The sequence below is a fragment of the Leucobacter ruminantium genome, assembly GCF_017565705.1.
Lineage (GTDB): Bacteria > Actinomycetota > Actinomycetes > Actinomycetales > Microbacteriaceae > Leucobacter > Leucobacter ruminantium.
On sequence record NZ_JAGDYL010000001.1, the window covers coordinates 288,270 to 310,432 of the forward strand.

The 22,163-nt window shown below is 68.6% G+C and carries 17 protein-coding genes and 2 riboswitches; of the genes, 3 read left to right on the forward strand and 14 right to left on the reverse strand.

Features of this window, described 5'->3' with window-relative positions; genetic code table 11:
* Window positions 1-31: 31 nt before the first annotated feature.
* From glyA to J4H91_RS15735, 14 genes are all read right to left on the reverse strand, one after another.
* On the reverse strand, window positions 32-1,354 hold the full coding sequence (gene glyA, locus J4H91_RS01350; protein WP_208044442.1) for a serine hydroxymethyltransferase: 1,323 nt from the start codon (window positions 1,352-1,354) through the stop codon (window positions 32-34).
* A complete protein-coding gene (gene gcvH, locus J4H91_RS01355) occupies window positions 1,351-1,728 on the reverse strand; it encodes a glycine cleavage system protein GcvH (RefSeq protein ID WP_208044443.1) in 378 nt (125 codons plus the stop codon). The genes glyA and gcvH overlap by 4 nt, the downstream gene beginning before the upstream one ends.
* Before the next feature lie 48 nt (window positions 1,729-1,776).
* The gene (gene gcvT / locus J4H91_RS01360; RefSeq protein WP_208044444.1) at window positions 1,777-2,889 is read right to left on the reverse strand and encodes a glycine cleavage system aminomethyltransferase GcvT; all 1,113 of its coding nucleotides are present in this window, start codon (window positions 2,887-2,889) and stop codon (window positions 1,777-1,779) included.
* 93 nt (window positions 2,890-2,982) lie between these two features.
* A complete protein-coding gene (gene gcvP / locus J4H91_RS01365) occupies window positions 2,983-5,829 on the reverse strand; it encodes an aminomethyl-transferring glycine dehydrogenase (RefSeq protein ID WP_208044445.1) in 2,847 nt (948 codons plus the stop codon).
* Window positions 5,830-5,877: 48 nt separating this feature from the next.
* Window positions 5,878-5,986: riboswitch (glycine riboswitch) on the reverse strand.
* 1 nt (window position 5,987) lies between these two features.
* Window positions 5,988-6,079: riboswitch (glycine riboswitch) on the reverse strand.
* 162 nt (window positions 6,080-6,241) lie between these two features.
* Window positions 6,242-8,620, reverse strand: coding sequence for a penicillin acylase family protein (locus J4H91_RS01370; RefSeq protein ID WP_208044446.1), 2,379 nt, complete (start codon window positions 8,618-8,620; stop codon window positions 6,242-6,244).
* Window positions 8,621-8,623: 3 nt separating this feature from the next.
* Window positions 8,624-9,637: an ABC transporter permease gene (locus J4H91_RS01375; protein WP_208044447.1), complete on the reverse strand. Its 1,014-nt coding sequence runs from the start codon at window positions 9,635-9,637 to the stop codon at window positions 8,624-8,626.
* Window positions 9,634-11,142 carry an ATP-binding cassette domain-containing protein gene (locus J4H91_RS15835; protein ID WP_208044448.1) on the reverse strand — a complete coding sequence of 503 codons (1,509 nt, stop codon included), beginning with the start codon at window positions 11,140-11,142 and terminating at the stop codon, window positions 9,634-9,636. The genes J4H91_RS01375 and J4H91_RS15835 overlap by 4 nt, the downstream gene beginning before the upstream one ends.
* Window positions 11,143-11,201: 59 nt before the next feature.
* A complete protein-coding gene (locus J4H91_RS01385) occupies window positions 11,202-12,242 on the reverse strand; it encodes a sugar ABC transporter substrate-binding protein (protein WP_208044449.1) in 1,041 nt (346 codons plus the stop codon).
* Window positions 12,243-12,297: 55 nt separating this feature from the next.
* Window positions 12,298-13,140, reverse strand: a complete 843-nt coding sequence (locus J4H91_RS01390; RefSeq protein ID WP_208044450.1) for a polysaccharide deacetylase family protein — start codon at window positions 13,138-13,140, stop codon at window positions 12,298-12,300.
* Window positions 13,141-13,174: 34 nt separating this feature from the next.
* Window positions 13,175-13,897, reverse strand: a complete 723-nt coding sequence (locus J4H91_RS01395; protein WP_208044451.1) for an SDR family NAD(P)-dependent oxidoreductase — start codon at window positions 13,895-13,897, stop codon at window positions 13,175-13,177.
* 22 nt (window positions 13,898-13,919) lie between these two features.
* Entirely contained in the window at window positions 13,920-14,639 is a 720-nt protein-coding gene (locus tag J4H91_RS01400; RefSeq protein WP_208044452.1) for an SDR family NAD(P)-dependent oxidoreductase, read from the reverse strand.
* A gap of 125 nt (window positions 14,640-14,764) precedes the next feature.
* Entirely contained in the window at window positions 14,765-16,492 is a 1,728-nt protein-coding gene (locus J4H91_RS01405; protein WP_208044453.1) for an ABC transporter substrate-binding protein, read from the reverse strand.
* A gap of 151 nt (window positions 16,493-16,643) precedes the next feature.
* Window positions 16,644-18,200, reverse strand: coding sequence for an amino acid permease (locus tag J4H91_RS01410; protein WP_208044454.1), 1,557 nt, complete (start codon window positions 18,198-18,200; stop codon window positions 16,644-16,646).
* A 233-nt stretch (window positions 18,201-18,433) separates the two neighbouring features.
* A complete protein-coding gene (locus tag J4H91_RS15735; RefSeq protein ID WP_279542910.1) occupies window positions 18,434-18,556 on the reverse strand; it encodes a hypothetical protein in 123 nt (40 codons plus the stop codon).
* On the opposite strand from J4H91_RS15735, the gene J4H91_RS15420 reads away from it, so the two are divergent.
* Genes J4H91_RS15420 through J4H91_RS01420 form a run of 3 tightly spaced genes read left to right on the forward strand, consistent with a single transcriptional unit; the run spans window position 18,557 to window position 22,054 of the window.
* The gene (locus J4H91_RS15420) at window positions 18,557-19,927 is read left to right on the forward strand and encodes a glutamine synthetase family protein (RefSeq protein ID WP_243752475.1); all 1,371 of its coding nucleotides are present in this window, start codon (window positions 18,557-18,559) and stop codon (window positions 19,925-19,927) included.
* Entirely contained in the window at window positions 19,914-20,702 is a 789-nt protein-coding gene (locus J4H91_RS15425; protein ID WP_243752476.1) for a gamma-glutamyl-gamma-aminobutyrate hydrolase family protein, read from the forward strand. Before J4H91_RS15420 ends, J4H91_RS15425 begins: the two co-directional genes overlap by 14 nt.
* Window positions 20,699-22,054, forward strand: coding sequence for an aldehyde dehydrogenase family protein (locus J4H91_RS01420; protein ID WP_208044455.1), 1,356 nt, complete (start codon window positions 20,699-20,701; stop codon window positions 22,052-22,054). The genes J4H91_RS15425 and J4H91_RS01420 overlap by 4 nt, the downstream gene beginning before the upstream one ends.
* Window positions 22,055-22,163 lie beyond the last annotated feature (109 nt).

The following is a 22,163-nucleotide window of genomic DNA, read 5'->3' on the forward strand; positions in this document are numbered from 1 at the left end:
GCGCAACCCCCGGGAAATGCCGCGAACCCGGTTACGCGAGCGGCGCGAGTTCGGGGTACAACGGATGCGCGTCAGCCAACACGGTGACACGATCACGCAGGCCCGCGAGCGTCGCCTCGTCAGCCCCGCCGTCGGCGGTGCCCGCGATCAACGTCTCCGCGATCACATCCGCGACCTCACGGAACGCCTCCTCACCGAACCCACGCGTCGCGAGCGCCGGAGTCCCGATCCGCAACCCCGACGTGACCATCGGGGGGCGCGGATCGAACGGCACCGCATTCCGATTCACCGTGATCTCCACCCGCGCCAGCAGATCCTCCGCCTGCTGGCCGTCGAGCTCGCTGTTCCGCAGATCCACGAGCACCAGATGCACATCGGTGCCGCCGGTCAACACCGAGATACCGCGCTCGGCCACATCCGGACGCGTGAGACGCTCAGCCAGAATCGCAGCCCCCCGCAGCGTGCGCTGCTGCCGCTCCCGGAACTCCTCCGACGCCGCCACCTTGAACGCGACCGCCTTGCCCGCGATGACGTGCTCGAGCGGGCCGCCCTGCTGACCCGGGAACACCGCCGAGTTGATCTTCTTCGCGATCTCGGCGTCGTTCGTCAGGATGATGCCGCCGCGCGGACCCGCGAGGGTCTTGTGCGTGGTCGAGCTCACGACGTGCGCGTGGGGCACGGGGTTCGGGTGCAGGCCCGCCGCGACCAGACCCGCGAAGTGCGCCATATCCACCATCAGATACGCCCCCACCTCGTCCGCGATCTGACGGAACCGCGCGAAATCGAGCTGCCTCGGGTACGCCGACCAGCCCGCCACGATCAACTGCGGCTTGTGCTCGCGCGCGAGACGCTCCACCTCGTCCATGTCGATCGTCAGGGTCTCCTCGTCCACGCTGTACGCGGCGACGTTGTAGAGACGACCCGAGAAGTTGATCTTCATACCGTGCGTGAGATGCCCGCCGTGCGCGAGGTTCAGGCCCAGGATCGTGTCCCCCGGACGGATGAGCGCATGCATCACCGCCGCGTTCGCCTGCGCACCCGAGTGGGGCTGCACGTTCGCGAACCCGGCCCCGAACAGCGCCTTGACCCTGTCGATCGCGAGCTGCTCGACCACGTCGACTTCCTCGCACCCGCCGTAATACCGGCGACCCGGATACCCTTCCGCGTACTTGTTGGTGAGCACCGAACCCTGCGCCTGCATCACAGCCACCGCAGTGTGATTCTCCGACGCGATCATCTCCAAACCCCGACGCTGACGCGCAAGCTCCGCATCGATCCGCTCGGCGACCTCGGGATCCAGCTGCGCGATGGGCTGATTGAGCGAGGGCGAAACAACCGGCTCGAAGCGGCTCACAGCTCGGCCCCGTTGTCGGCGGCGTACTGCTCGGCCGAGAGCAGGGGGCCCTCCTCCGAGACGGCGACCTTGATGAGCCAGCCGGCGCCGTAGGGATCGGAGTTGACGAGCGTCGGGTCGTCGACGACGGTCTCGTTGACCTCGACGACCTCGCCCGAGACGGGCGAGTAGAGCTCGGAGACCGACTTCGTCGACTCGATCTCGCCGATCACGGAGCCGGCCTCGATCGTGGCGCCCACCTCGGGCAGTTCGACGTAGACGATCTCGCCGAGGGCGTCGGCAGCGACCTCGCTGACGCCGACGACCGCGGGGCTCTCGTCGTTGATCCACTCGTGCTCGGCGGAGTAACGCAGACCGGACTGTACCTTGCTCATGATGTGTTTCCTTTTCGGGGAGAGTTGGGGTGTGGTGTTCGGATAAAACTACTGGGCGCGCTTGTAGAAGGGCAGTGCGACGACCTCGAAGGGCTCGGCCTTGCCGCGCAGGTCGACGGCGAGCTGCGTGCCGACCTCCGAGAACTCGGGCTTCACGTAGGCGAGCGCCACGGGGTAGCCGAGCGTCGGGCTGGGCTGGCCGCTCGTGATCTCGCCGATCTGCTCGCCGTCGGCGAGCACGGCGTAGCCGCCGCGGCCGGCGCGGCGGCCCGCGCCCTTGAGCCCGACGAGCACGCGCTCGCGGGGCGCCTCGCGCTTCGCTTCGAGGGCGTCGCGGCCGACGAAGCGCTCCTCCTTCTTGAAGGAGACGACGGGGCCGAGACCGGCTTCGAAGGGGTCGATGTCGCGGCTCAGCTCGTTGCCGTAGAGGGGCATGCCCGCCTCGAGGCGGAGCGAGTCGCGCGAGGCGAGGCCGGCGGGGATGAGACCGTGGGCCTCGCCCGCCTCGAGCAGGGCCGCCCACAGCGCGGAGGCCTGCTCGTTCGGCACGTAGAGCTCGAAGCCGTCCTCGCCCGTGTAGCCGGTGCGGGCCAGCAGCACGGTGATGCCGGCGACGGTCACCTCGTCTGCCGAGTAGTACTTCATGTCGGTGACGATGCCGTGCTGCTCCTCGGGCACGAGGGCGAGCAGGATCTCCACCGACTTCGGGCCCTGCACGGCGACGAGGCTGGTGGCGGCCGACTCGTCGGTCACGGTGACGTCGAAGCCGGCGGCTCGCTCGGCGAAGGCCTGGGCCACCACGGGCGCGTTGCCGGCGTTCGGCACGACGAGGTACTCGTTCTCGCCGCGACGGTAGCTGATGAGGTCGTCGACGATGCCGCCGTCCTCGGCGAGGATCAGCGAGTACTTCGCCCGGCCCACCGCGATGACGCCGAGGTTGCCTGCGAGCGCGGTGTTGAGGAACGCGGCCGCGTCGGGCCCCTCGACGCGGATCTCACCCATGTGGGAGAGGTCGAAGAGTCCGGCGGCCTCGCGCACGGCGCGGTGCTCGGCGAGCTCGGAGCCGTACTTGAGCGGCATGTCCCAGCCGCCGAAGTCGGTGAAGGAGGCGCCCAGCTTCTCGTGCTCGGCGTGCAGTGCGGTGTGCTTCGGTGCAGTCATGTTTCTTCTTCCGTCATCCCGCGTCGAAGGTCGGGATCCGTTGCTGATGTTCGTGATGTGGCTGCTGCGCCGCCGGCGCAGCAGGGCGAAGGCCTACTCGAAGGCTTCGGGCGCCGGGCAGGCGCAGACGAGGTTGCGGTCGCCGAACGCGCCGTCGATGCGGTCGACCGGCGGGAAGTACTTGTCGGTGCGGAGGCGCGCCACCGGATAGGCGGCCTGCTCGCGCGAGTAGGCGCGATCCCACTCCCCCGCGATGATCGTCTCCGCGGAGTGCGGGGCGCGGCGCAGCGGCGACTCGGCGAGCTCGTGCTCGCCCGCGATGACGGCGTCGATCTCTGCACGGATCGCGATCATCGCCTCGATGAAGCGCTCGATCTCGTGGAGATCCTCCGACTCGGTGGGCTCGACCATGAGCGTTCCCGCGACGGGGAAGGCGAGGGTCGGCGCGTGGAAGCCGAAGTCGATGAGGCGCTTCGCCACGTCTTCCGCGGTGACGCCCGACTTCGCGGTGAGCTCGCGCAGGTCGAGGATGCACTCGTGCGCGACGAGGCCCGCGTTGCCCGTGAAGAGCACCGGGAAGTGCTCGGTCAGGCGCGAGGCGATGTAGTTCGCGCTGAGCAGCGCGGTCTTCGTCGCCTGAGTGAGGCCGTCGGCGCCCATCATCGCGATGTAGGCGTAGGAGATGGGCAGCACGCCGGCCGAACCGAACAGCGTGGAGACCACGGGGGTGCCGTCCGCGACGCTGTAGGTGCCGGTCGCGTCGCCGGGCAGGAAGGGCCTGAGGTGCTCGGCCACGCCGATCGGGCCGACGCCGGGGCCGCCGCCGCCGTGCGGGATGGCGAAGGTCTTGTGCAGGTTGAGGTGCGACACGTCGCCGCCGAACTTGCCGGGCTGGGCGAGGCCGACGAGGGCGTTCATGTTGGCGCCGTCGATGTAGACCTGGCCGCCGGCCGCGTGCACCTTGTCGCACACCTCGCGCACATCGGCGTCGTACACGCCGTAGGTCGAGGGGTAGGTGATCATGATGGCGGCGAGCTCACCGCGGTGCTTCTCGATCTTCGCGTCGAGATCCTCGATGTCGATGAGACCGGTCTCGGTGTTCTTCACGACCACGACCTTCAGGCCCGCGAGCACGGCGGAGGCGGCGTTGGTGCCGTGCGCCGAGGCCGGGATGAGGCAGATCGTGCGGTCGGCGTCGCCATTCGAGAGGTGGAACTGGCGGATCGCGAGCAGGCCCGCGTATTCGCCCGTGGCGCCCGAGTTCGGCTGGATCGACAGGGCGTCGTAGCCGGTGATCTCGATGAGGCGGCCCTCGAGGTCGGCGATCAGCTCGCGCCATCCGACGGTCTGGTCCTCGGGCGCGTAGGGGTGGATGCCCGCGAACTCGGGCCAGGAGATGGCCTCCATCTCGGCGGTGGCGTTCAGCTTCATGGTGCAGGAGCCGAGCGGGATCATGGTGCGGTCGAGCGCGAGGTCGCGGTCGGCGAGGCGGCGCAGGTAGCGCAGCATCTGGGTCTCCGAGCGCACGCTGTTGAAGATCGGGTGGGTCAGGTAGTCGCTCTCGCGCACGAGCTCGGCCGGGAAGGCGTAGTCGCCCACGGCGACGGCGGGCGCGGTCTTGGCGCCGAATGCGTGCGCGACGGCGGCCACGTGGGCCGCGGTGGTCGTCTCGTCGGTGGAGATGCCGACAGTGTCGGCGTCGATGCGGCGCAGGTTGATCCCGGCATCGGCCGCGGCGGCGATGACCTCATCGGCACGACCCGCGACGGTGGCGACGACCGTGTCGAAGAACGAGTCGGAGGCGAGAGGGATCCCTGCCGCCCGGAGGCTCTCGGCGATGGTGCGGGCGTGCGCGTGCACGCGCTCGGCGATGGCCTTGAGACCGGCGGGGCCGTGGTAGACGGCGTACATGGAGGCGGTGATGGCGAGCAACGCCTGAGCCGTGCAGATGTTGCTGGTGGCCTTCTCGCGGCGGATGTGCTGCTCGCGGGTCTGGAGGGCGAGGCGGTAGGCCTGGCGGCCCGCGGCATCCTTCGAGACGCCGACGAGGCGGCCGGGGAGCGAGCGCTCGAGGCCGGCGCGGATGGCGAGGTAGGCTGCGTGCGGACCGCCGAAGAAGAGCGGCACGCCGAAGCGCTGCGTGTTGCCGACCGCGACATCGGCGCCCTGCTCGCCCGGGGCCTTGATGAGGGTGAGCGAGAGGAGGTCCGCGATGACCGTGGCCATCGCGCCGCGCTCCTTGGCTGCGGCGATGATGTCCGACTGGTCGGAGACCGAGCCGTCGCTCGCGGGCTGCTGCAGCACGATGCCGAAGATGTCGCCCTCGGGGAGTCCCTGCGTCAGGTCGGCGACCTCGACCTCGAAGTCGAGCGCCGCGGCGCGACCGCGGATCACGGCGAGGGTCTGCGGGAAGACATTGGCGTCGATGACGGCCTTCGCGGTCGGCGCGGCCTTGCTCGCGCGGCGCATGAGCAGCACGGCCTCGGCGGCGGCCGAGGACTCGTCGAGCATCGAGGCGTTCGCGACGGTCAGCGCGGTGAGGTCGGAGACCATGGTCTGGAAGTTGAGGAGGGCTTCGAGGCGGCCCTGCGAGATCTCGGGCTGGTAGGGCGTGTAGGCCGTGTACCAGGCGGGGCTCTCGAGCACGTTGCGGCGGATCACCGGCGGAGTGTGGGTGTCGTAGAAGCCCTGGCCGATCATCTGGGTCTTGAGCGTGTTCTTGCCGGCGAAGGCGCGGAGATCGGCGAGAATCTCCTCTTCGCTGCGCGCCGGCGGCAGATCGAGCGGTTCGGCCTTGCGGATGACCGCGGGGACCGCAGTGTCGACGAGCTCGTCGATGTCGCTGTAGCCCAGGCGATCGAGCATGGCCGCGATATCGGCCGGGGTGGTGACGCCGATGTGGCGATCAGAGAAGTGGCGTACTTCAGGGCTGATGCTCAAGAGGATCTCCGTCGTGAGTGCCGCGCGGGGCGCGAATGGATGTGGGATCCTCCCCGCTCTGTTATGGAACCTGAGAGATTCGGGCGCTGCGATAGGGATCGGAGCACCGTTGCACCTTCGGTGGGCCGCGGTCGCCCGCGGTCGCTTTCCAGAGTTGCCGTGCTGCGGCGGTACGGATGCCTGAGAGATTCCCGGGGAGGGTTTGCTCCTACGGCGCCAGGTCTGGCCTGGGCTCTCCCGCTGCAGCTTGATAGCCGATATTCAGAAGTCTGCTCATAGTAGCATCTGTGCGACGCTCCGAGAACCCCGCGTCGCGGTTCCGCGGGGGAACGACCGCGGGCCGGATCGGCACTCCCCCGGAAACACGGGGAAGCGCCGTTCCGGCCCGCAATTCATCGACTCCGACCATAAATTAAGACGCGGGGTCTACTCCCGTTCGACCGCTCGCCCGTAGGCGCAGGATGCGGGCCGTGCGCGCCTCGACCGCGGCGCGGGAGTACACGAGGGGGAACGTCTCCCCCGCCACCCAGGGGCCGAACAGGTCGCCGTAGTGCGTCGATCTCGGGTCGCCCGATTGACCCGGGCTGTTCATCGCGACGCTCCGATCCCAATCCCCCACATCGAGCACCATGCGGAACGTCGAACCGATGGACTGACGGAAGCCCGCGTCGTACCCCGCCATCCCGACCGTATCGCCGCTTCCGCCGCGCGGGGTCGGGCCGAGCGCGACCCAGGAGGGATCGACCTTATCGGCGCGACGGGCGAACGCCGGATGGGTCACGGACGAGTGATGCAGCCGTCCCCAGGCCCAGGGCCCGTCGGCCTCCGACCCCAACCGATCCTCGATCTCCGCGATCGCGGCCCGCAGGGTCTCCTCGACGAGCAGGCCGCATGCCGCATCGCCGAGCGCGTCCCCCATCCACCGGGCCAGGATCAGCTCCCCGCGGAGGTCGCCGCCGAACGATTCGTCGGTGAGCAGCAGCGAGACGGCCTCCTCGAGCGCCGCCCCCTGCACGCCGTCCGCAGTCAACCGTTCACGCACGAGCCGCTCCCGCAGATGCCGCCTCACCCAGATCTGCGCAATCAGCGCCTCCCGGGAATCGGCCCCCTCGTGGCCGTCCCAACCGATCAGAGCGTCGAACTCCCGCGCCAGGCTCGGCGCTGCGGGTGGGAACGCCGAGAGGAGCCCGAGCAGCTCGCGCATGTGCACGCTGAGCTCATCCATCTGCATGTCCGCCGACCGCGCCACGCTCACCGAGTCATCCTCGGCCAGCCACTCGCGCAGCCTCCGCGCGCGAGCGCCCGAGTACCAGTCGTAGGTCGCGGTGAGACCCCGATCCGTCCAATCGGCCGGCAGGTTCTCCTCGTTCGCGGTGGCGATCCAGCCGCGATCCGGCCTGCGCTCGGAAGGGAGCTCCGACGACGTGACGAATCCCCGCCACTCGCGACCCGAGTCGCCGGCCACGGGCATGCTCCCGTCCCAACCTTCGCGGCGAGGGATCCGGGCGGCGACCTGCCAGCCCCAGTCGCCATCGACCGTCGCGAAGACCTGATTCACGGCGGGGGCTCCCCAGCGATCCAGCGCGGCGATGAACTCGTCGCCGTCTCGCGCGTCGCCGTATCCCAGGCTGGCGACGTACGGCGCCATCCCGGCCTCGAGCCAGACCGCTCGCAGGGCGATCGCGATCCCTCGCTCCGGATCATGGTGGATCACCGGCCCGTGCTCCGCGAACCTGAGCCCGACCACCCGGGGCGCGGTGCCCCGGACGGGAACGGACTCCTCGGCGCGTTCGAACTGCTGCCAGCCTCGATCGGTCAGGTACCGTTCGGCGTCTTCGGGATCGAGCCGATACACGTACAGGTCCTCGACATCGGCCGGCCAGATCGTGAGCCCGAAGGCGACCCGCTCATTGTGCCCGATGGAGATCCCGGGGAGCCCCGGTTCCCCGGCGCCGATGACGTCGAGGTCGGGCGTCACGAGGTGGGCGACGTACCTGAGCGACGGCAGCGTGACCGCACGGTGCGGGTCGTTGGCGAGGATCGGGCGGCCGGTGTCGGTGCGCGACCCGTCGACGACCCAGTTGTTGCTCCCGCTGACGCCTTCGATGGCGGACGCGGGGTCGGCGGTGCCGTCGAACGATACCGGAGCGAACGCCAGCCGATACGTGCGGAGCACGCCCTCGTCGATCAGGCTCCAGTCGATGCCGTCCGGGACGACGAGCGGGTCGGCCGGTTCGCGCGCCTGGCGCAGCTCGTCCGCCGCCGCACCGGCGAGGTGCACCGTCCGGGCACGCGCGACCTCCTGCTCGACGTTGTAGAAGAGGCCGTGGGTGCGGAACCTGACGACATCCGCCGGATCCCACCGGCTCGGCAGGTAGTCGTAGAGTCCGAACTCCGGAGGGAGCCGTACCGGATCGGCGCAGGCCCACTCGATGTATGCGTTGACCCCCGCGACGAACGACTCGACCGCCTCGCGGACGCCCGCACCGTATGCCGCCCATTCCACCGCCATATCACCGCGGTAGAGCAGCAATCGGTTGGCCGCATCCTGCTCGACGTACGCCTCTCCGAAGACCTCGGAGAGCAGACCGTGCCCGCGCCTGCGCCACAGATCGATCTGGAACAACCGGTCGCGCGCCGCGTTGAACCCCTGCGCCAGGTACGCATCGTCTCGGCTCTGCGCGTAGATATGAGGGATCCCCGACGCATCGATGCGGATCTCGACGTCCGCGGCGAGTCCCGGGACGTCGATCGCGTCCTCGGGCGAGCCCGGCTGCAGCTCATCGCTCATCGCTCAACCCCGCTTCTTCGCACGGATCACGGCGTCGACCGCGACCGCCGCAACCACGATGATGCCCTTGGCGATCAGCTGCCAGTGCTGCGAGACGTTCAGGCTGTAGAAGACGTTCGTGAGGGTCGCCAGGATCAGGAGGCCCACCGCGGAACGCCAGATCGCACCCTCGCCGCCGAGCAGCGAGGTGCCGCCGACCACGACGATCGCGATCGCGTCGAGCGCCATCGCACCCCCGACGTCCGCCTGCCCGACGCCGAGACGGGAGGAGTCCATCATCCCGGCGAGCGCCGCGAGTGCACCGGTGAACACGTAGACGCTGCTGTTCAGCCCCTTCACCCGCAAGCCCGTCAGCCAGGCCGCCTCGTAGTTCCCGCCGACCGCGTAGACGTTCCGTCCGTAGGTCGTCTTCGCGAGCAGGACCGCGGCAAGGACGAACGCGATGATCAGGATCCAGATCGGCAGCACCACGCCGGCGATCCGGGTCAGCGCGAGATCCTGGAACGCCGGAACGCTGTTGACGATAAACGGCGAGGAGTTCGAGTAGATGTAGGCGATGCCGCTGATCACCGAGGACGTCCCCAGCGTGGCGACGAACGGGTTCACGCTCAGCCGCGAGATGATCAGCCCGTTCACGAGGCCGGCGATGAGCCCGGCCGCCAGGGCGCCGATCCCTGCGACGACGACCGATCCCGTCTGCAGGGTCAACCCGGCGAACAGCGTCGCCCCGAGCGCGTATGTCGCCCCGACCGACAGGTCGAACCCCCCGCTGATGATGACGAAGGTCATCCCGATCGCGATCAGCCCGACGGCCGCGTTCTGCGCGAGGATGTTCCCGATGTTAGCGGGGTTCAGGAACCCCGGATAGAGGATCGTGGCGACCACGATCAGGGCCACGAGCACACCGAACATCGCGTACTTCGTGGCGAAATGGCCGAAACTCCGGTTCCCGTTTCCGACACCGTCGGAGACCCTGGGGGTCGCCGCGGTCGCCGCGGAACTGCTGACGTCGTTCATGCTGATTCTTTGCTTTCTCCGAATCCGAATTTCAAGATCTCTTCGACCGAGGTCTCCCCCTCGGCCATGTCCACCTCGTGCACCACCCGCCCGTGCGAGAACACGAGCAGGCGATCGCAGATGGCGAGCACCTCCTCGAGCTCGGAGGAGGTCACGATGATGGTCGCGCCGTCTGCGGCCAGGTCGCGCAACGAGTCGAGCACCTCGACCTTGGCCCCGACATCGATGCCGCGCGTAGGCTCGTCGATCAGGAAGAGATGCGGGTCGCGGCCCGCCCACTTCGCGAGCAGCACCTTCTGCTGGTTGCCACCGGAGAGGTTTCGCACCTGATCGCGCAGACGCCGCGCATTGAAGCCGAAGAACTCCGAGACGCGCTTCGCCGGTGCTTCCTCCTGCCGCGACGACACGAAGAACCTGCCCGGCGGGCGGCGGCCGAGCCAGTAGTTCGAGATGCTGTCCATCCCCATGACGAGAGCCGCCTTGCGGCTCTCGGGGACCATCACGATTCCCGCGGCGATGGCCTGCCGCGCCGAACGCGGCAACGGTCGTCGACGGCCGCGGATCTCCACCGTGCCCGTGGCCTGAGGGATCAACCCGAAGAGCGAGCGGAAGAAGGTCGTGCGGCCGGAGCCGACGAGACCCCACATGCCGATGATCTCGCCGCGGCGCGCGCTGATGTCGATGCCGTGCAGGCCGCCGGCGAGCGAGACGTCCCCGATCCGCACCTCGACCTCCCCGAGCTCGTGCTGCCGTGGCTTGCGCACGATCGCCGCGTCCTTGCCGACCATCGCGCGGACGATCGACTGCTTGTCCCAGACCGCGCGCGGGTCGGAGCGAACGACCTCGCTGTCGCGCATGACCGTGATGTGGTCGCTGAGCGCCAGCACCTCGTCGAGGTTGTGGCTGACGAATACGATCGTGGTGCCGTCGCGCTTGAGCTTGGAGAGCACTCGGTAGAGCACCTCCCGCTCGGACTCCGCCAGCGCGGCGGACGGCTCGTCGAGCATCAGGATCCGGCTGTCCGCCTGAACCCCGCGCATGATCTCGACGATCTGCTGCTGCGAGATCGAGAGGTCCCGGGCCTGCGCGTCGGGGTCGATCTGCACGTCGAACTCGCGGCACAGTTCCAGGAACCGCGCGCGCATCCGAGCGTCATCCGCGAATCCGGCGGTCGACCGCAGCTGGCCGAGGAACACGTTCTGGGCCGCGGTCAGCGCCGGGACCATCGTCAGCTCCTGATAGACCACCGCGAGCCCGTGCTTGCGGGAATCGCGCGGGCTCGCCGCCCGGAGCTCCTCGCCGAATACCAGGACGCGGCCCTCATCGTTCGCGAGGCGCCCGGAGATCATCCCGAGCAGCGTCGACTTGCCGGCCCCGTTCTCGCCGACGAGCGCATGGATCGAACCGGCGGCGACCTCGAGATCTGCGCGGTGCACCGCGTACTTGCCCGAGAACTTCTTCGACACGCCCTCGCAACGGATGGCGTACCTGCTGTCACTGCTCACTTCCACTCCTCAGTGCTGAGTCGGGATCCGGGCCCCGGTCTCCCGGGCCCCGGAACCGTTTAGTACTCGGCCTCGTACGAGTCGACGTTGTCGGGATAGACGAACGGCGATCCGCCGGGCAGGCTGTCGAGCGTCGCGAGGTTCACGAACTTCGGCGTGTCCTCGCCCTGGATGAGCTCCACGAACCCCTGCAGCGCGTACTTCGTCTCCTGCCTGGGGAGCATGATGATCGTCGAGGCGAGCCCGCCGCTCTTCACGTTGTCGAGCGCCCACTGGTCGCCGCCGAAGTCGAACACCGCGACCTCCGTGCCGCTCGTGGCCTGCAGCACGCCTCGGGTCATACCCGAGAAGTTCGACATGATGATGTCGAGATCCGGGTTCGCCTGGATGATCGTCTGCGCCGCCTGGAAGGCCTGCGGCGTCGTGTAGTCGGTGGTCTGCTGCGCCACGACCTCCCACGGACCGTCCGCGAAGGCTTCCGCGGCCTGGAAGAAGGCGATCGAGTTCGCGTTCAGGTCGGGGCCCGAAATGAGGGCGATCTTCGCGCCGTCCGGGTACTGCTCCTTGACCTGCTCGACCCAGGATTCGTACACGTCCAGCGTCTGGCCGCCGACGTAGTTGACGGTGCCGGGCTCCCAGGTCTCCTCGCCGAGGTTCGTCGCACGGCCGCAGATCGGGAGATTGAAGACGGCGACCATGACCCCCGCCGCGGGCGCGTCCTGCGTCAGCAGGTTGCAGACCAGGTTGCCGTCGTTGGGCTCGACGGCGAACGCGTTGTACTTCCCGCTCGTCAGCGCCGTCTGCATCTGATCGAACTGCACCTGGGCGTCGAACTCGCCGTCGAAGACGTCGAGCGAGAAGCCCTGCTCATCCGCATAGGCCTTCGCCTCGTCGATGGCGGCCTGGAGATACTGGTTGCTGCTCCCGGCCGAGAAGTAGGCGACCTTCAGCTCCGATACGGATTCGACGGTCGGCTCGGGCTGCCCCTCGACGGCGGAAGCGCTCTGCTCCGATGCCGTCTGGCTCGGGCTGGAGCAACCGCTGAGCAGCAGCGCTCCGGCGGCGAGCGCCGCGGGGATCAAGAGTTTTCGATATCGCATGGTGACTCTCCTTTGAATCGTCGGGTGATGTACTGCGGGAAATCGGTGCGAAGGCTCAGTCTTCGACCCAGGTGTCGTAGATCTCGCTCAGCGAACCGAACCAGGTCCCGGGGAACGAGGCCATGTAGTCGATGAACTTCTCGAAGCCGATCATGTGGTGCGCACGACCGATGGTCTGCGGGTGCACGGTGATCGTCAGGACGCCGCCCTGAACGTGCTTGTAGGCGTAATCGAAGTGATCCTTGAACCGCTGGAACATGTCCTCGCTCGATGCGAGCCCCTGGTTGACGCCGGGGATGTACTCCGCCGCCGGGAAGTCGTCGAGGAACCAGGAGACCGGGAACTCGAGCACCGGGCTCGGGTCCCCGAAGGTGCTGCCGTTCTCCCAGCCGACCGTCACCGGGCGCGGGTGGTACGGCTGGAAGTCGCGCCCCATCAGCGAGGAGTCCCAGTCGAACTCGAACTCCTCGAGGAGCTCGAGCGTCTGCTCGGTGAAGTCCCAGGCCGGCGACCGATATCCCCTCGGCCGCTTGCCGACGTGCTTCTCGTGCAGCTTGAGGGTCTCCTCCATGAGTCGCCGCTCCTCGGGCGCTTCGAGCTTCGGCACGGGCTCGTGCCAGCAGCCGTGAGCCGCGATCTCGTGCCCCGCGTCGATGATGGAGCGGAACCGCTCCGGGAAGGTGATCATCGTGTGCGCCGGCGTGCACCAGGTCCCGTGCACCCCGTAGCGGTCGAACAGGTCGAGCAGCCGCGGCACCCCGACCTCCGCACCGAACTCTCCGCGGGAGAGATAGCTCGGGCTCGACAGGCCGAACGTTCCCATCCAGACGCTGTGCGCGTCGAAATCAGCGCCGATGTTCACGGCGAGGGTCTTGCCTTCAGGAAGCTGCAGGCTCATTGATGTACTCCAATCTGGTGGTGGTCGGTGGCCGTCAGACGGCGAGGAAACCGCCGTCGACGACGAAATCGGTGCCGGTGACGAAGGCCGATGCGTCGGAGGCGAGATAGAGGCACCCCTCGGCGATGTCGGACGGGCGCCCGCCGTGACCCATCGGCGTCGAGCCGATGACCCGCTCGTTCGCCTCCGACGGCTGCCGGTCGGTCAGCGGCGTGCTGATCCAGCCGGGGATCATCGAGTTGACCCGGACCCCGTCGCGCGCATAGGTCACGGCGGCATTGCGCGACATCCCCCGCACCGCGCCCTTGGCCGCGTTGTACGCGGCGACGCCGATGCCGCCGACGACGCCCCAGTCTGAGGACAGGTTGATGATCGACCCGGATCCCTGCGCCCGCATCAGAGGGATCACCGAGCGCATGCCGAGGAACACCCCGGTCTGATCGACGCGCAGGATGCGCTCCCACTCCGCTACCTCGAGCTCGTGGATCGCCTCGTAACCGATGATGCCGGCCGCGTTGACCAGCACGTCGACCCGGCCGAAGACGCGCCTGATATCCGCGACGAGCGCCTCCCAGTCGGCCTCGTTGCCGACGTCGACCCGCCGCTGCTCCAGCCGCGTCGTCGCCGGCGCGGGGAACGGCGCCAGGTCCACGGCGATCACCCAGGCCCCCTCCTCGAGGAACAGGCGCGCGACCTCGGCCCCGATCCCCATCGCTGCACCGGTGACGATCGCGACTTTTCCGTCCAATCTCTTCATGTCTCTCATCCCTCTCGATGGGCTAGCGGGCCAGGTATCCGCCGTCGACCGGCAGATCGACGCCGGTCACGAACGCGGACTCGTCGGATGCGAGGAAGACGGCGGCACCGGCCACGTCGGCCGGGCTTCCCGGCCGGCGCAACGGCGTGGCGTCGAGGAACACCCGGTTCACCGCATCGCTCTGCCCCGCGGTCATCGGCGTCGCGATCCACCCCGGGAGGATCGCGTTCGCGCGGATCCCGTCGGGCGCGTAGGTCACCGCGGCGTTCTTGGTCAGCGTGAGCACCGCGGCCTTGGCCGCGTGGTACGGCGCGATGTCGGGGACTGCGGCCGCGCCGCAGATCGAGGAGATGTTGACGATCGCGCCCCCGCCCGCCGCGATCATGCCGGGGATCACGGACTTCATCCCCAGGAAGACGCCCGTCTGGTCGACGGCGATGATGCGGTTCCATTCGTCGAGCGAGATCTCATCGATGGCCTCGGTGCCGGTGACCCCGGCGTTGTTCACCAGCACGGTCGGGACGCCGAAGCGATCGATCACCGAGCCGATCAGGGTCTGCCACGCCTGTTCGTCCACGACGTCGAGCTGCTCGCACGCCGCGAACGCCGCATTCTCGAACGGGAGGACATCGCACGCGATGACCGTGGCGCCCTCCTCCGACATGGCTTCCGCGATGCCGGCCCCGATCCCTCGAGAGGCTCCGGTCACCACCGCAATCTTGTCGCGCAGTCTGCCGCCCATCGCGTCCACTCCATCCCGTGCTCTGCAGCCTTTGAAGAACACTCCTCACGTTATGAGCGGGATGGGGTGCTGCGAATCGGAAGGATTACGTACGCGCCGGTCACAGTCGCGTAACGGAGGCGGCGTCAGCGCTTCGAGAACCAGGGCGGCTGCATGAAGTGACCGTCCGCGTACGGATCCGGGTCGAGGATCCGCTGCTTTCCCGCCTGGATCTGGAACACCAGGTGCGCTTGCGACATCGAGGGATCGCCGCCGGGGCCCGAATAGGTCTGGGCCGCCTGCGAGGCGTCCCCGAAGTGGTAGACCCCGTTGACGCCGCGGTGGATCACCCGACGGAGCTCATCGGCGACGAGCCCGGCATCCCGCGGGTTCGCGGAGAACTGCCAGGCGTGCGCGATGAGGGAGACCCGGTCGTAGGCGATGCCCGCGTGGGACCGGCCGGGATTCACGCCGAAGCGGTTGCGGAAGCGATGGACGAACGCGCGGGCGTGGGCATCGGAGTAGGTGCCCGTCACCGTCGCCCAGAGCAGACCGTCGGCGGCATCTCCCATGCGCTCGCGGAACTCGGGGACGCTCGGCGAGTACAGCGAGTAGACGAGCGTGTCGCTCGGGGCGCGGAGGAAGCTCTGCATGAAGGAGACGGTGTCGTCGACGAGATAGTTGCCGATCATCACCGCCGCGGGCGCCGAGGAGGACATCAGGGTCGCGAGGTCGTTCCAGCCCTGCGGGCCGGTGATCCCGAGACGCATGACCTCCAGATCCCAACCGTGCTGCTCCGCGAGGCCGGACGCGCGGACGATCCCGAGGTCGGTCTGCTCCCATCCGCCCTGCGCGATGACCAGCCGGCTGGACGACGGCCGCCACTGCCCGCGATCCCTCAGCTGCGTCATCATCTCGACGAACCGGGGAGCATAGTTCGAGTCGCTCGGGCAGACCTGGAAGATCTTGCCGTATCGGGTGGAGTCCTCGCGCACCCGCTGCGTCATGGCGTCGAGCGTCGCGGCGTGCAGGTACGGGATCCGGGCCTCCGCGATGACCTCGTGCGCGACGTCCTGACGCGCGAGGTATCCCGAGGTCACGACGTCCACGCCGCGGCCGATCAGCTCCTCGAACGCCGTGCGCACCTGATCGCCGTCGAACAGATCGATCCCGACGATCTCGAGCCCGACCTCTCGGCCGCCGATGCCGCCGCGCGCGTTCAATTCCTCGACCGCGAGCTGGCTCGCACGCGCCATCTCGATCCCGTCGGCGACCGCGGCGCCGCGCAGCGGCAACGCCGCGCCGATGACGAGCGGCCTCTTCACCGACCGACGTGCCGCGTCCCCGCGAGTCGTCGTGCCGCGCATCGTGCGCCCGAGACGGAGGACCCCGGAGTCCTCCCCTGCGCCCTCGGGCAGCGGCACGCGGACGATCCCCTGGTCGACGGCCATCACCGCCGCCGCGGTACGGCTCTGGGCTCCCATCTTCCGCATGATCCGGTCGACGTGCGTCGTGATCGTGCGGGGCGAGACGTGGAGCCGGCCGCCGATCTCGCCGCTCGGCAGCCCCAGCGCGAGCATGGTGAGCACGTCGAGCTCCCGGTACGTCAGAGCGAACGGGAGCTCCTCGAGCCACTCCCCGGAGACGTAGACGCTCGCCCGAACCGGATCCTCGGAGGTCGCCGGCGCGACCTGGATCTGGCACGCCTCGTTCTGCGACTCGGGTGCCCAGATGAACCCCGACTCGAGCACGCGCTCGGCGGCGAAACGGCCGAGCAGCGGGAGCAGTGCGGCAGGGAGGGAGGACGCCTCCCCCTCCTCGACGGAGATGATCTCTCCACCTGCGTCGACCTCGACGAAGAACCGGGTTCTCATGCGTGCAGAGCCTATCCTCATTCGACCGGAAACAGGTTACGGCCTTCGAACGATTCCGAACGCCGTCGGGCGGAGCCGCACGGGGAAGCTGCGCTTCGCCGTGCGCCTCCGCCTGCTCGACCGCACTGCGGTCCGGGGCTGCTCCGCGAGGCTACCTCGCGTCGGGGTCGTCGACCCCGTCCATCGCGAGGATCTCCTCCTCCACCGCGCCGCCGTAGCCCTCCGCCTGCGGGTCGCCGTGCAGGCCTCCCGACACCGCGTACTCCTCCTCGGGAGAGAGGATGAGGCGGTGACGGGTGTAGACGCCGAAGATGACGAGACCCACGACGTAGACGATCACGATCGCGACGATCGCCGGGCGGAACGTCTCGTTGAGCAGGAAGCCCAGGAAGATCAGGGCCGAGATCACGGCAGCGGCAGCGGCGCCGAACATGCCCCACGGGCTCTTGTAGGGACGCTTCGCGTTCGGGAACTTCTTGCGCAGCATCATGAACGACACCATCTGCATGAAGTAGGCGACCACAGCGCCCCACACGGCGATGTTCAGCACGACCGCACCGCCGACGCCGCTGTCGCCGCCCGTGAGCTCGACGACGATGAGCGCGGCGAGGCCGATGAGCGCGCCCGCGATCAGCGCCACCCAGGGGGTCTGACGCTTGCCGGTGAGCGACAGGAACTTCGGGTAGTAGCCGGCGCGGGAGAGCGAGTACAGATTGCGGCCGTAGGCGAACATGATGCCCTGCAGCGAGGCGAGCAGGCCGAAGAGCGCGAAGAGCGCGAGCAGACCCGCGACCCAGGCGAGGTCGTCGCCGAGGATGGCGCGGAAGCCGTCGAGCAGCGGCTCGCCCGCGACGCCGGTCGCCTCGGCACCGAGCACCGCGGTGTTCAGGAAGAGCACGAGCAGACCGGTGACGATCAGCGTGCCGCGAGCCCACAGACCGGCGCGGGGGATGTCGCGGACGGGGTTGTGCGACTCCTCCGCGGCGAGCGGCAGCTCCTCGATGCCGAGGAAGAGCCACATCGCGAAGGGCAGGGCGAAGAGGATCGGCAGCACGCCGTGCGGCAGGAAGGCGGTCTGGCCCGGATCGGGCGCGATGTCCATGAGGCTGCCCCAGTTCACCGAGCCGCTCGCGAAGGCCATGACGGCGAACAGCACGAGCACGCCGATCGAGACGAAGGAGACGACGACCGCGAACTTCAGCGAGATCGATGCGCCCGCGGTGTTGAGGCCGACGAAGGCCGCGTAGAGGATGATCCACCACACCCAGGTCGGCAGCGAGAAGCCCATGAGCCCCTCGGTCACGCCGTTCGCGTAACCCGCGGAGAAGTAGACGATCACCGCCGTCGTCGCGACGTACTCGATCGACTCGGCGAGACCGGTGACGAAGCCGCCCCACGGCCCCATCGCCGCACGACCGAAGGAGTAGGCTCCCCCGGTGTGCGGCATGGCCGCCGCCATCTCGCCGATCGAGAAGACCAGGCCGTAGTACATCACGACCAGGATCCCGAAGGCGATGAGCATACCGCCGAAGCCGGCTGCCTCGATGCCGAAGTTCCAGCCCGAGAAGTTGCCCGAGATCACCGCGCCGACGGCGAGGCCCCACAGACCCCAGATGCCGGCGGACCGTTTGAGCTGCCGCTTCTCGAAGTATCCCGAGTCAGCCGTCGTGTAGGTGACGCCTGAAACCTTGAGCGTGTCTTTAGCCATATCTTCCTCTGTATTCACTTCATCGTGACGACCCGTGCGCTCGCCCTTCGGTGGGGCCGCGACCGGGTCGGTGCGTGGCAATTCAGAACTATAGTGTTTATTGGTGGCATCAAGCCACCTTTAGCGAAGAATTCTTCGCCCCGATGCGGTTTCGATATGGTCGCCGACCATTTCGAGAGAAGTTCGATAACGTCGAGTGCGGCACCCTGTTCCGCGGAGCGGGGTTCCGTGCTTTAATGGTCGACAAGCAGACCATAGACGTTCTTGATCGCCGCGAAACCGGTGAACAGCTCGGCCGCCGAGGCGGCGCAGGTCGCCGAATTCCCCCAGTACTCGAAGACGAGCAGGAGAGCCATATGAATCCCGTGAGCGGAAACCTGAATCCCCAGGAACTGCGCGACGCCGTCGCGGCAGGCGAGATCGACACCGTCATCGTCGCCTTCACCGACGTGCAGGGCCGCCTCGTCGGCAAACGCGTCTCGGCCCGTCTCTTCCTGGAGGAGACGATGAACGGCCACGCCGAGTGCTGCAACTACCTCCTCGCCGTCGACGTCGAGCTGAACACGGTCGACGGTTACGCCCTCACCAGCTGGGAGAGCGGCTACGGCGACATGGCCATGGTGCCCGACCTGAACACGCTGCGCCGCACGCCGTGGATCCCCGGCACCGCCCTCGTGATGGCCGATCTCGTCAGCGCCACCTCGCACGAGCCCATCCCCGTCGCCCCCCGCTCCGTGCTGCAGCGCCAGATCGACCGCCTTGCCGAGCGCGGCTTCACCACCGCGGTCGCCACCGAGCTCGAGTTCATCGTCTTCGACGACGACTACCGCACCGCGTGGAAGAAGCGCTACAACGACCTCGCCACCGCGAGCGACTACAACATCGACTACGCGCTTCACGCCTCGACCCGTATGGAGCCCCTGCTGCGCGACATCCGCCTCTCCATGGACGGCGCCGGCATGTACAACGAGGGCGTGAAGGGCGAGTGCAACTTCGGCCAGCAGGAGATCGCCTTCCGCTACGGCCACGCCCTCGCCACCTGCGACAACCACTCGATCTACAAGAGCGGATCCAAGGAGATCGCCGACAAGCACGGCAAGTCGATCACCTTCATGGCGAAGTTCAACGAGCGCGAGGGATCGAGCTGCCACATCCACGCGAGCCTGCGCGACTTCGACGGCAATCCGGTCTTCGCCGACGAGTCGGCGGAGAACGGCATGTCCGACACCTTCCGCCATTTCATCGCGGGGCAGCTGAAGCTCATGCGCGAGTTCACGCTGCTGTATGCGCCCAACATCAACTCGTACAAGCGCTTCGTCGACGGCAGCTTCGCCCCCACCGCGGTCGCCTGGGGCTTCGACAACCGCAGCTGCGCCCTCCGCGTCGTCGGTCGCGGCCACAGCATGCGCGTCGAGAACCGCGTGCCCGGTGCGGACGTCAACCAGTACCTCGCGGTCTCGGGTCTGCTCGCGGCCGGCCTCTACGGCATCGAGAACGAACTCGAACTCGAGGACGCGCTCTCGGGCAACGCCTACACGAGCGACGTCGACCGCGTGCCGACCACGCTGCGCGAGGCGGCCGACCTGTTCGATCGGTCGACGATCGCGCGCGAGATCTTCGGCGACGAGGTCGTCGACCACTACGTCCACGCTGCGCGCACCGAGGTCAAGGCCTTCGACGCAGCCATCACCGATTGGGAGAGGATCCGCGGCTTTGAGCGTCTCTGACCGCGCCGACGCGACCGGGGACGCCCCGGTCATCGGCATCACGAGCTACCTGGAACAGGCCCAGACGGGGGTATGGGACGTGCGCGCCTCCTTCCTCCCCCAGGTCTACCTGAACGCCGTCACCGACGTCGGGGGCATCGCGACCGTGCTGCCGCCCCAACCGGTCTCCCCCGAGATCGCGAGACGCATCGTGGCCGGCCTCGACGGGCTGATCCTGTCGGGCGGCGCCGATATCGATCCCTCGCGATACGGAGCTGACCCCCACGAGCGCACCGGCGCCCCCCGCACCGACCGCGACGAGTTCGAGGCCGCCCTCATCGAGGCGGCCCTCGAGGTGCAGCTGCCGCTCCTCGGCATCTGCCGCGGCGCCCAGATGCTGAACGTCGAGCTCGGCGGCACCCTGCAGCAGCACCTGCCCGACGTCGTCGGCGACGACCGCTACCAGATCGGGGCGGGCGTCTTCAACGAGATCGAGGTCGAGGTCGATGAGGGATCGCGCATCGCCGAGATCCTCGGCGATGACCGCAGGGCAGGCGCCCACCTCTATCACCACCAGGCCATCGGCGAGGTCGGAGAGGGCCTCGCCGTGACGAGCCGCACCGAGGACGGCGTCATCGAGTCGCTCGAGCTGCCCGACCACCCCTTCGGCGTCGCCGTCCAGTGGCATCCCGAGGAGAACACGGCCGACCGGCGCCTCTTCCAGGGCCTCGTCGACGCCGCTCGCACCTACCGCACCGCCGGCGGCGCCGGCACAGTCCGCAAGGAGAACGCATGAGCTACACCATCATCAACCCGGCGAACGAGACCGTCGTCACCGAGGTCGAGCACCTCGACGTCGAGGGCACCGACCGCGCCATCGCCGCCGCGACCCGCGCTCAGAAGGAGTGGGCCGCGGTCGCCCCCGCAGACCGCGCGAAGGCGCTGCGTCGCTTCGCCGCCGCCGTCGACGCCGACATCGAGCACCTCGCGTCGCTCGAGACGACGAACTCCGGCCACCCCATCTCCCAGTCGCGTTGGGAGGCGGGCCACGTGCGCGACGTTCTCGAGTACTACTCGGCCTCCCCCGAGCGCCTCATCGGCCAGCAGATCCCCGTCGCGGGCGGCCTCGACGTCACCTTCCACGAGCCGCTCGGCGTCGTCGGCGTCATCACGCCGTGGAACTTCCCCATGACGATCGCCGCCTGGGGCTTCGCCCCCGCGCTCGCCGCGGGCAACGCCGTCGTGCTGAAGCCCGCCGAGTGGACCCCGCTCACGAGCATGCGGCTCGGAGAGCTCGCCCTCGAGGCCGGGCTGCCCGAGGGCCTGTTCCAGGTGCTCAGCGGGCGCGGCTCGGTGGTGGGAGAGCGCTTCGTCACGAACCCCGACGTGCGCAAGGTCGTCTTCACCGGATCGACCGAGGTCGGCAAGCGAATCATGGCCGGCTGCGCCGAGCAGGTGAAGCGCGTCACCCTCGAGCTCGGCGGCAAGAGCGCGAACATCGTCTTCGCCGACTCCGACATCGAGAAGGCCGCAGCGACCGCGCCCTACTCCGTGTTCGACAACGCCGGCCAGGACTGCTGCGCCCGCAGCCGGCTGCTCGTGCAGCGCAGCGCCTACGACCGCTTCATGGAGCACTTCGAGCAGGCGGTGAAGGGCGTCAAGGTCGGCGATCCCTCGCTCGAGGAGACCGAGGTCGGACCGCTCGTCACGCTCGCGCACCGCGACAGCGTCGCCTCGTTCATCACCGACGACGTGAAGGTCGCGTTCCGCGGCTCGGCCCCCGAGGGGCCCGGCGCCTGGTTCGCGCCCACGGTCGTCGAGGGAGCGCACGGCGACCGCCTCTCGACCGAGGAGATCTTCGGCCCGGTCGTGTCGGTGATCCCGTTCGAGGACGAGGCCGACGCCCTGCGCATCGCCAACGACACCGAGTACGGCCTGAGCGGATCGATCTGGACGAGGGATCTCGCCCGCGGCATCCGGGTGGCGCGCGGTGTCGAGGGCGGCAATCTCTCCGTCAACTCCCACTCCTCGGTGCGCTACTCGACCCCGTTCGGCGGCTTCAAGCAGTCGGGCCTCGGCCGCGAGCTCGGCCCCGACGCGGCGGAGCACTTCACCGAGACGAAGAACGTCTTCTTCGCCAGCGAGTAACCGCCGGCCCGGCGAGCGAAGCGAGTCGAAACCCGGTCCCTCGACTTCGACTCATCCCCTTCGCTCACTCAGCAGAGCATCCCTTCTCAACACCCCCACACTCTCAAGG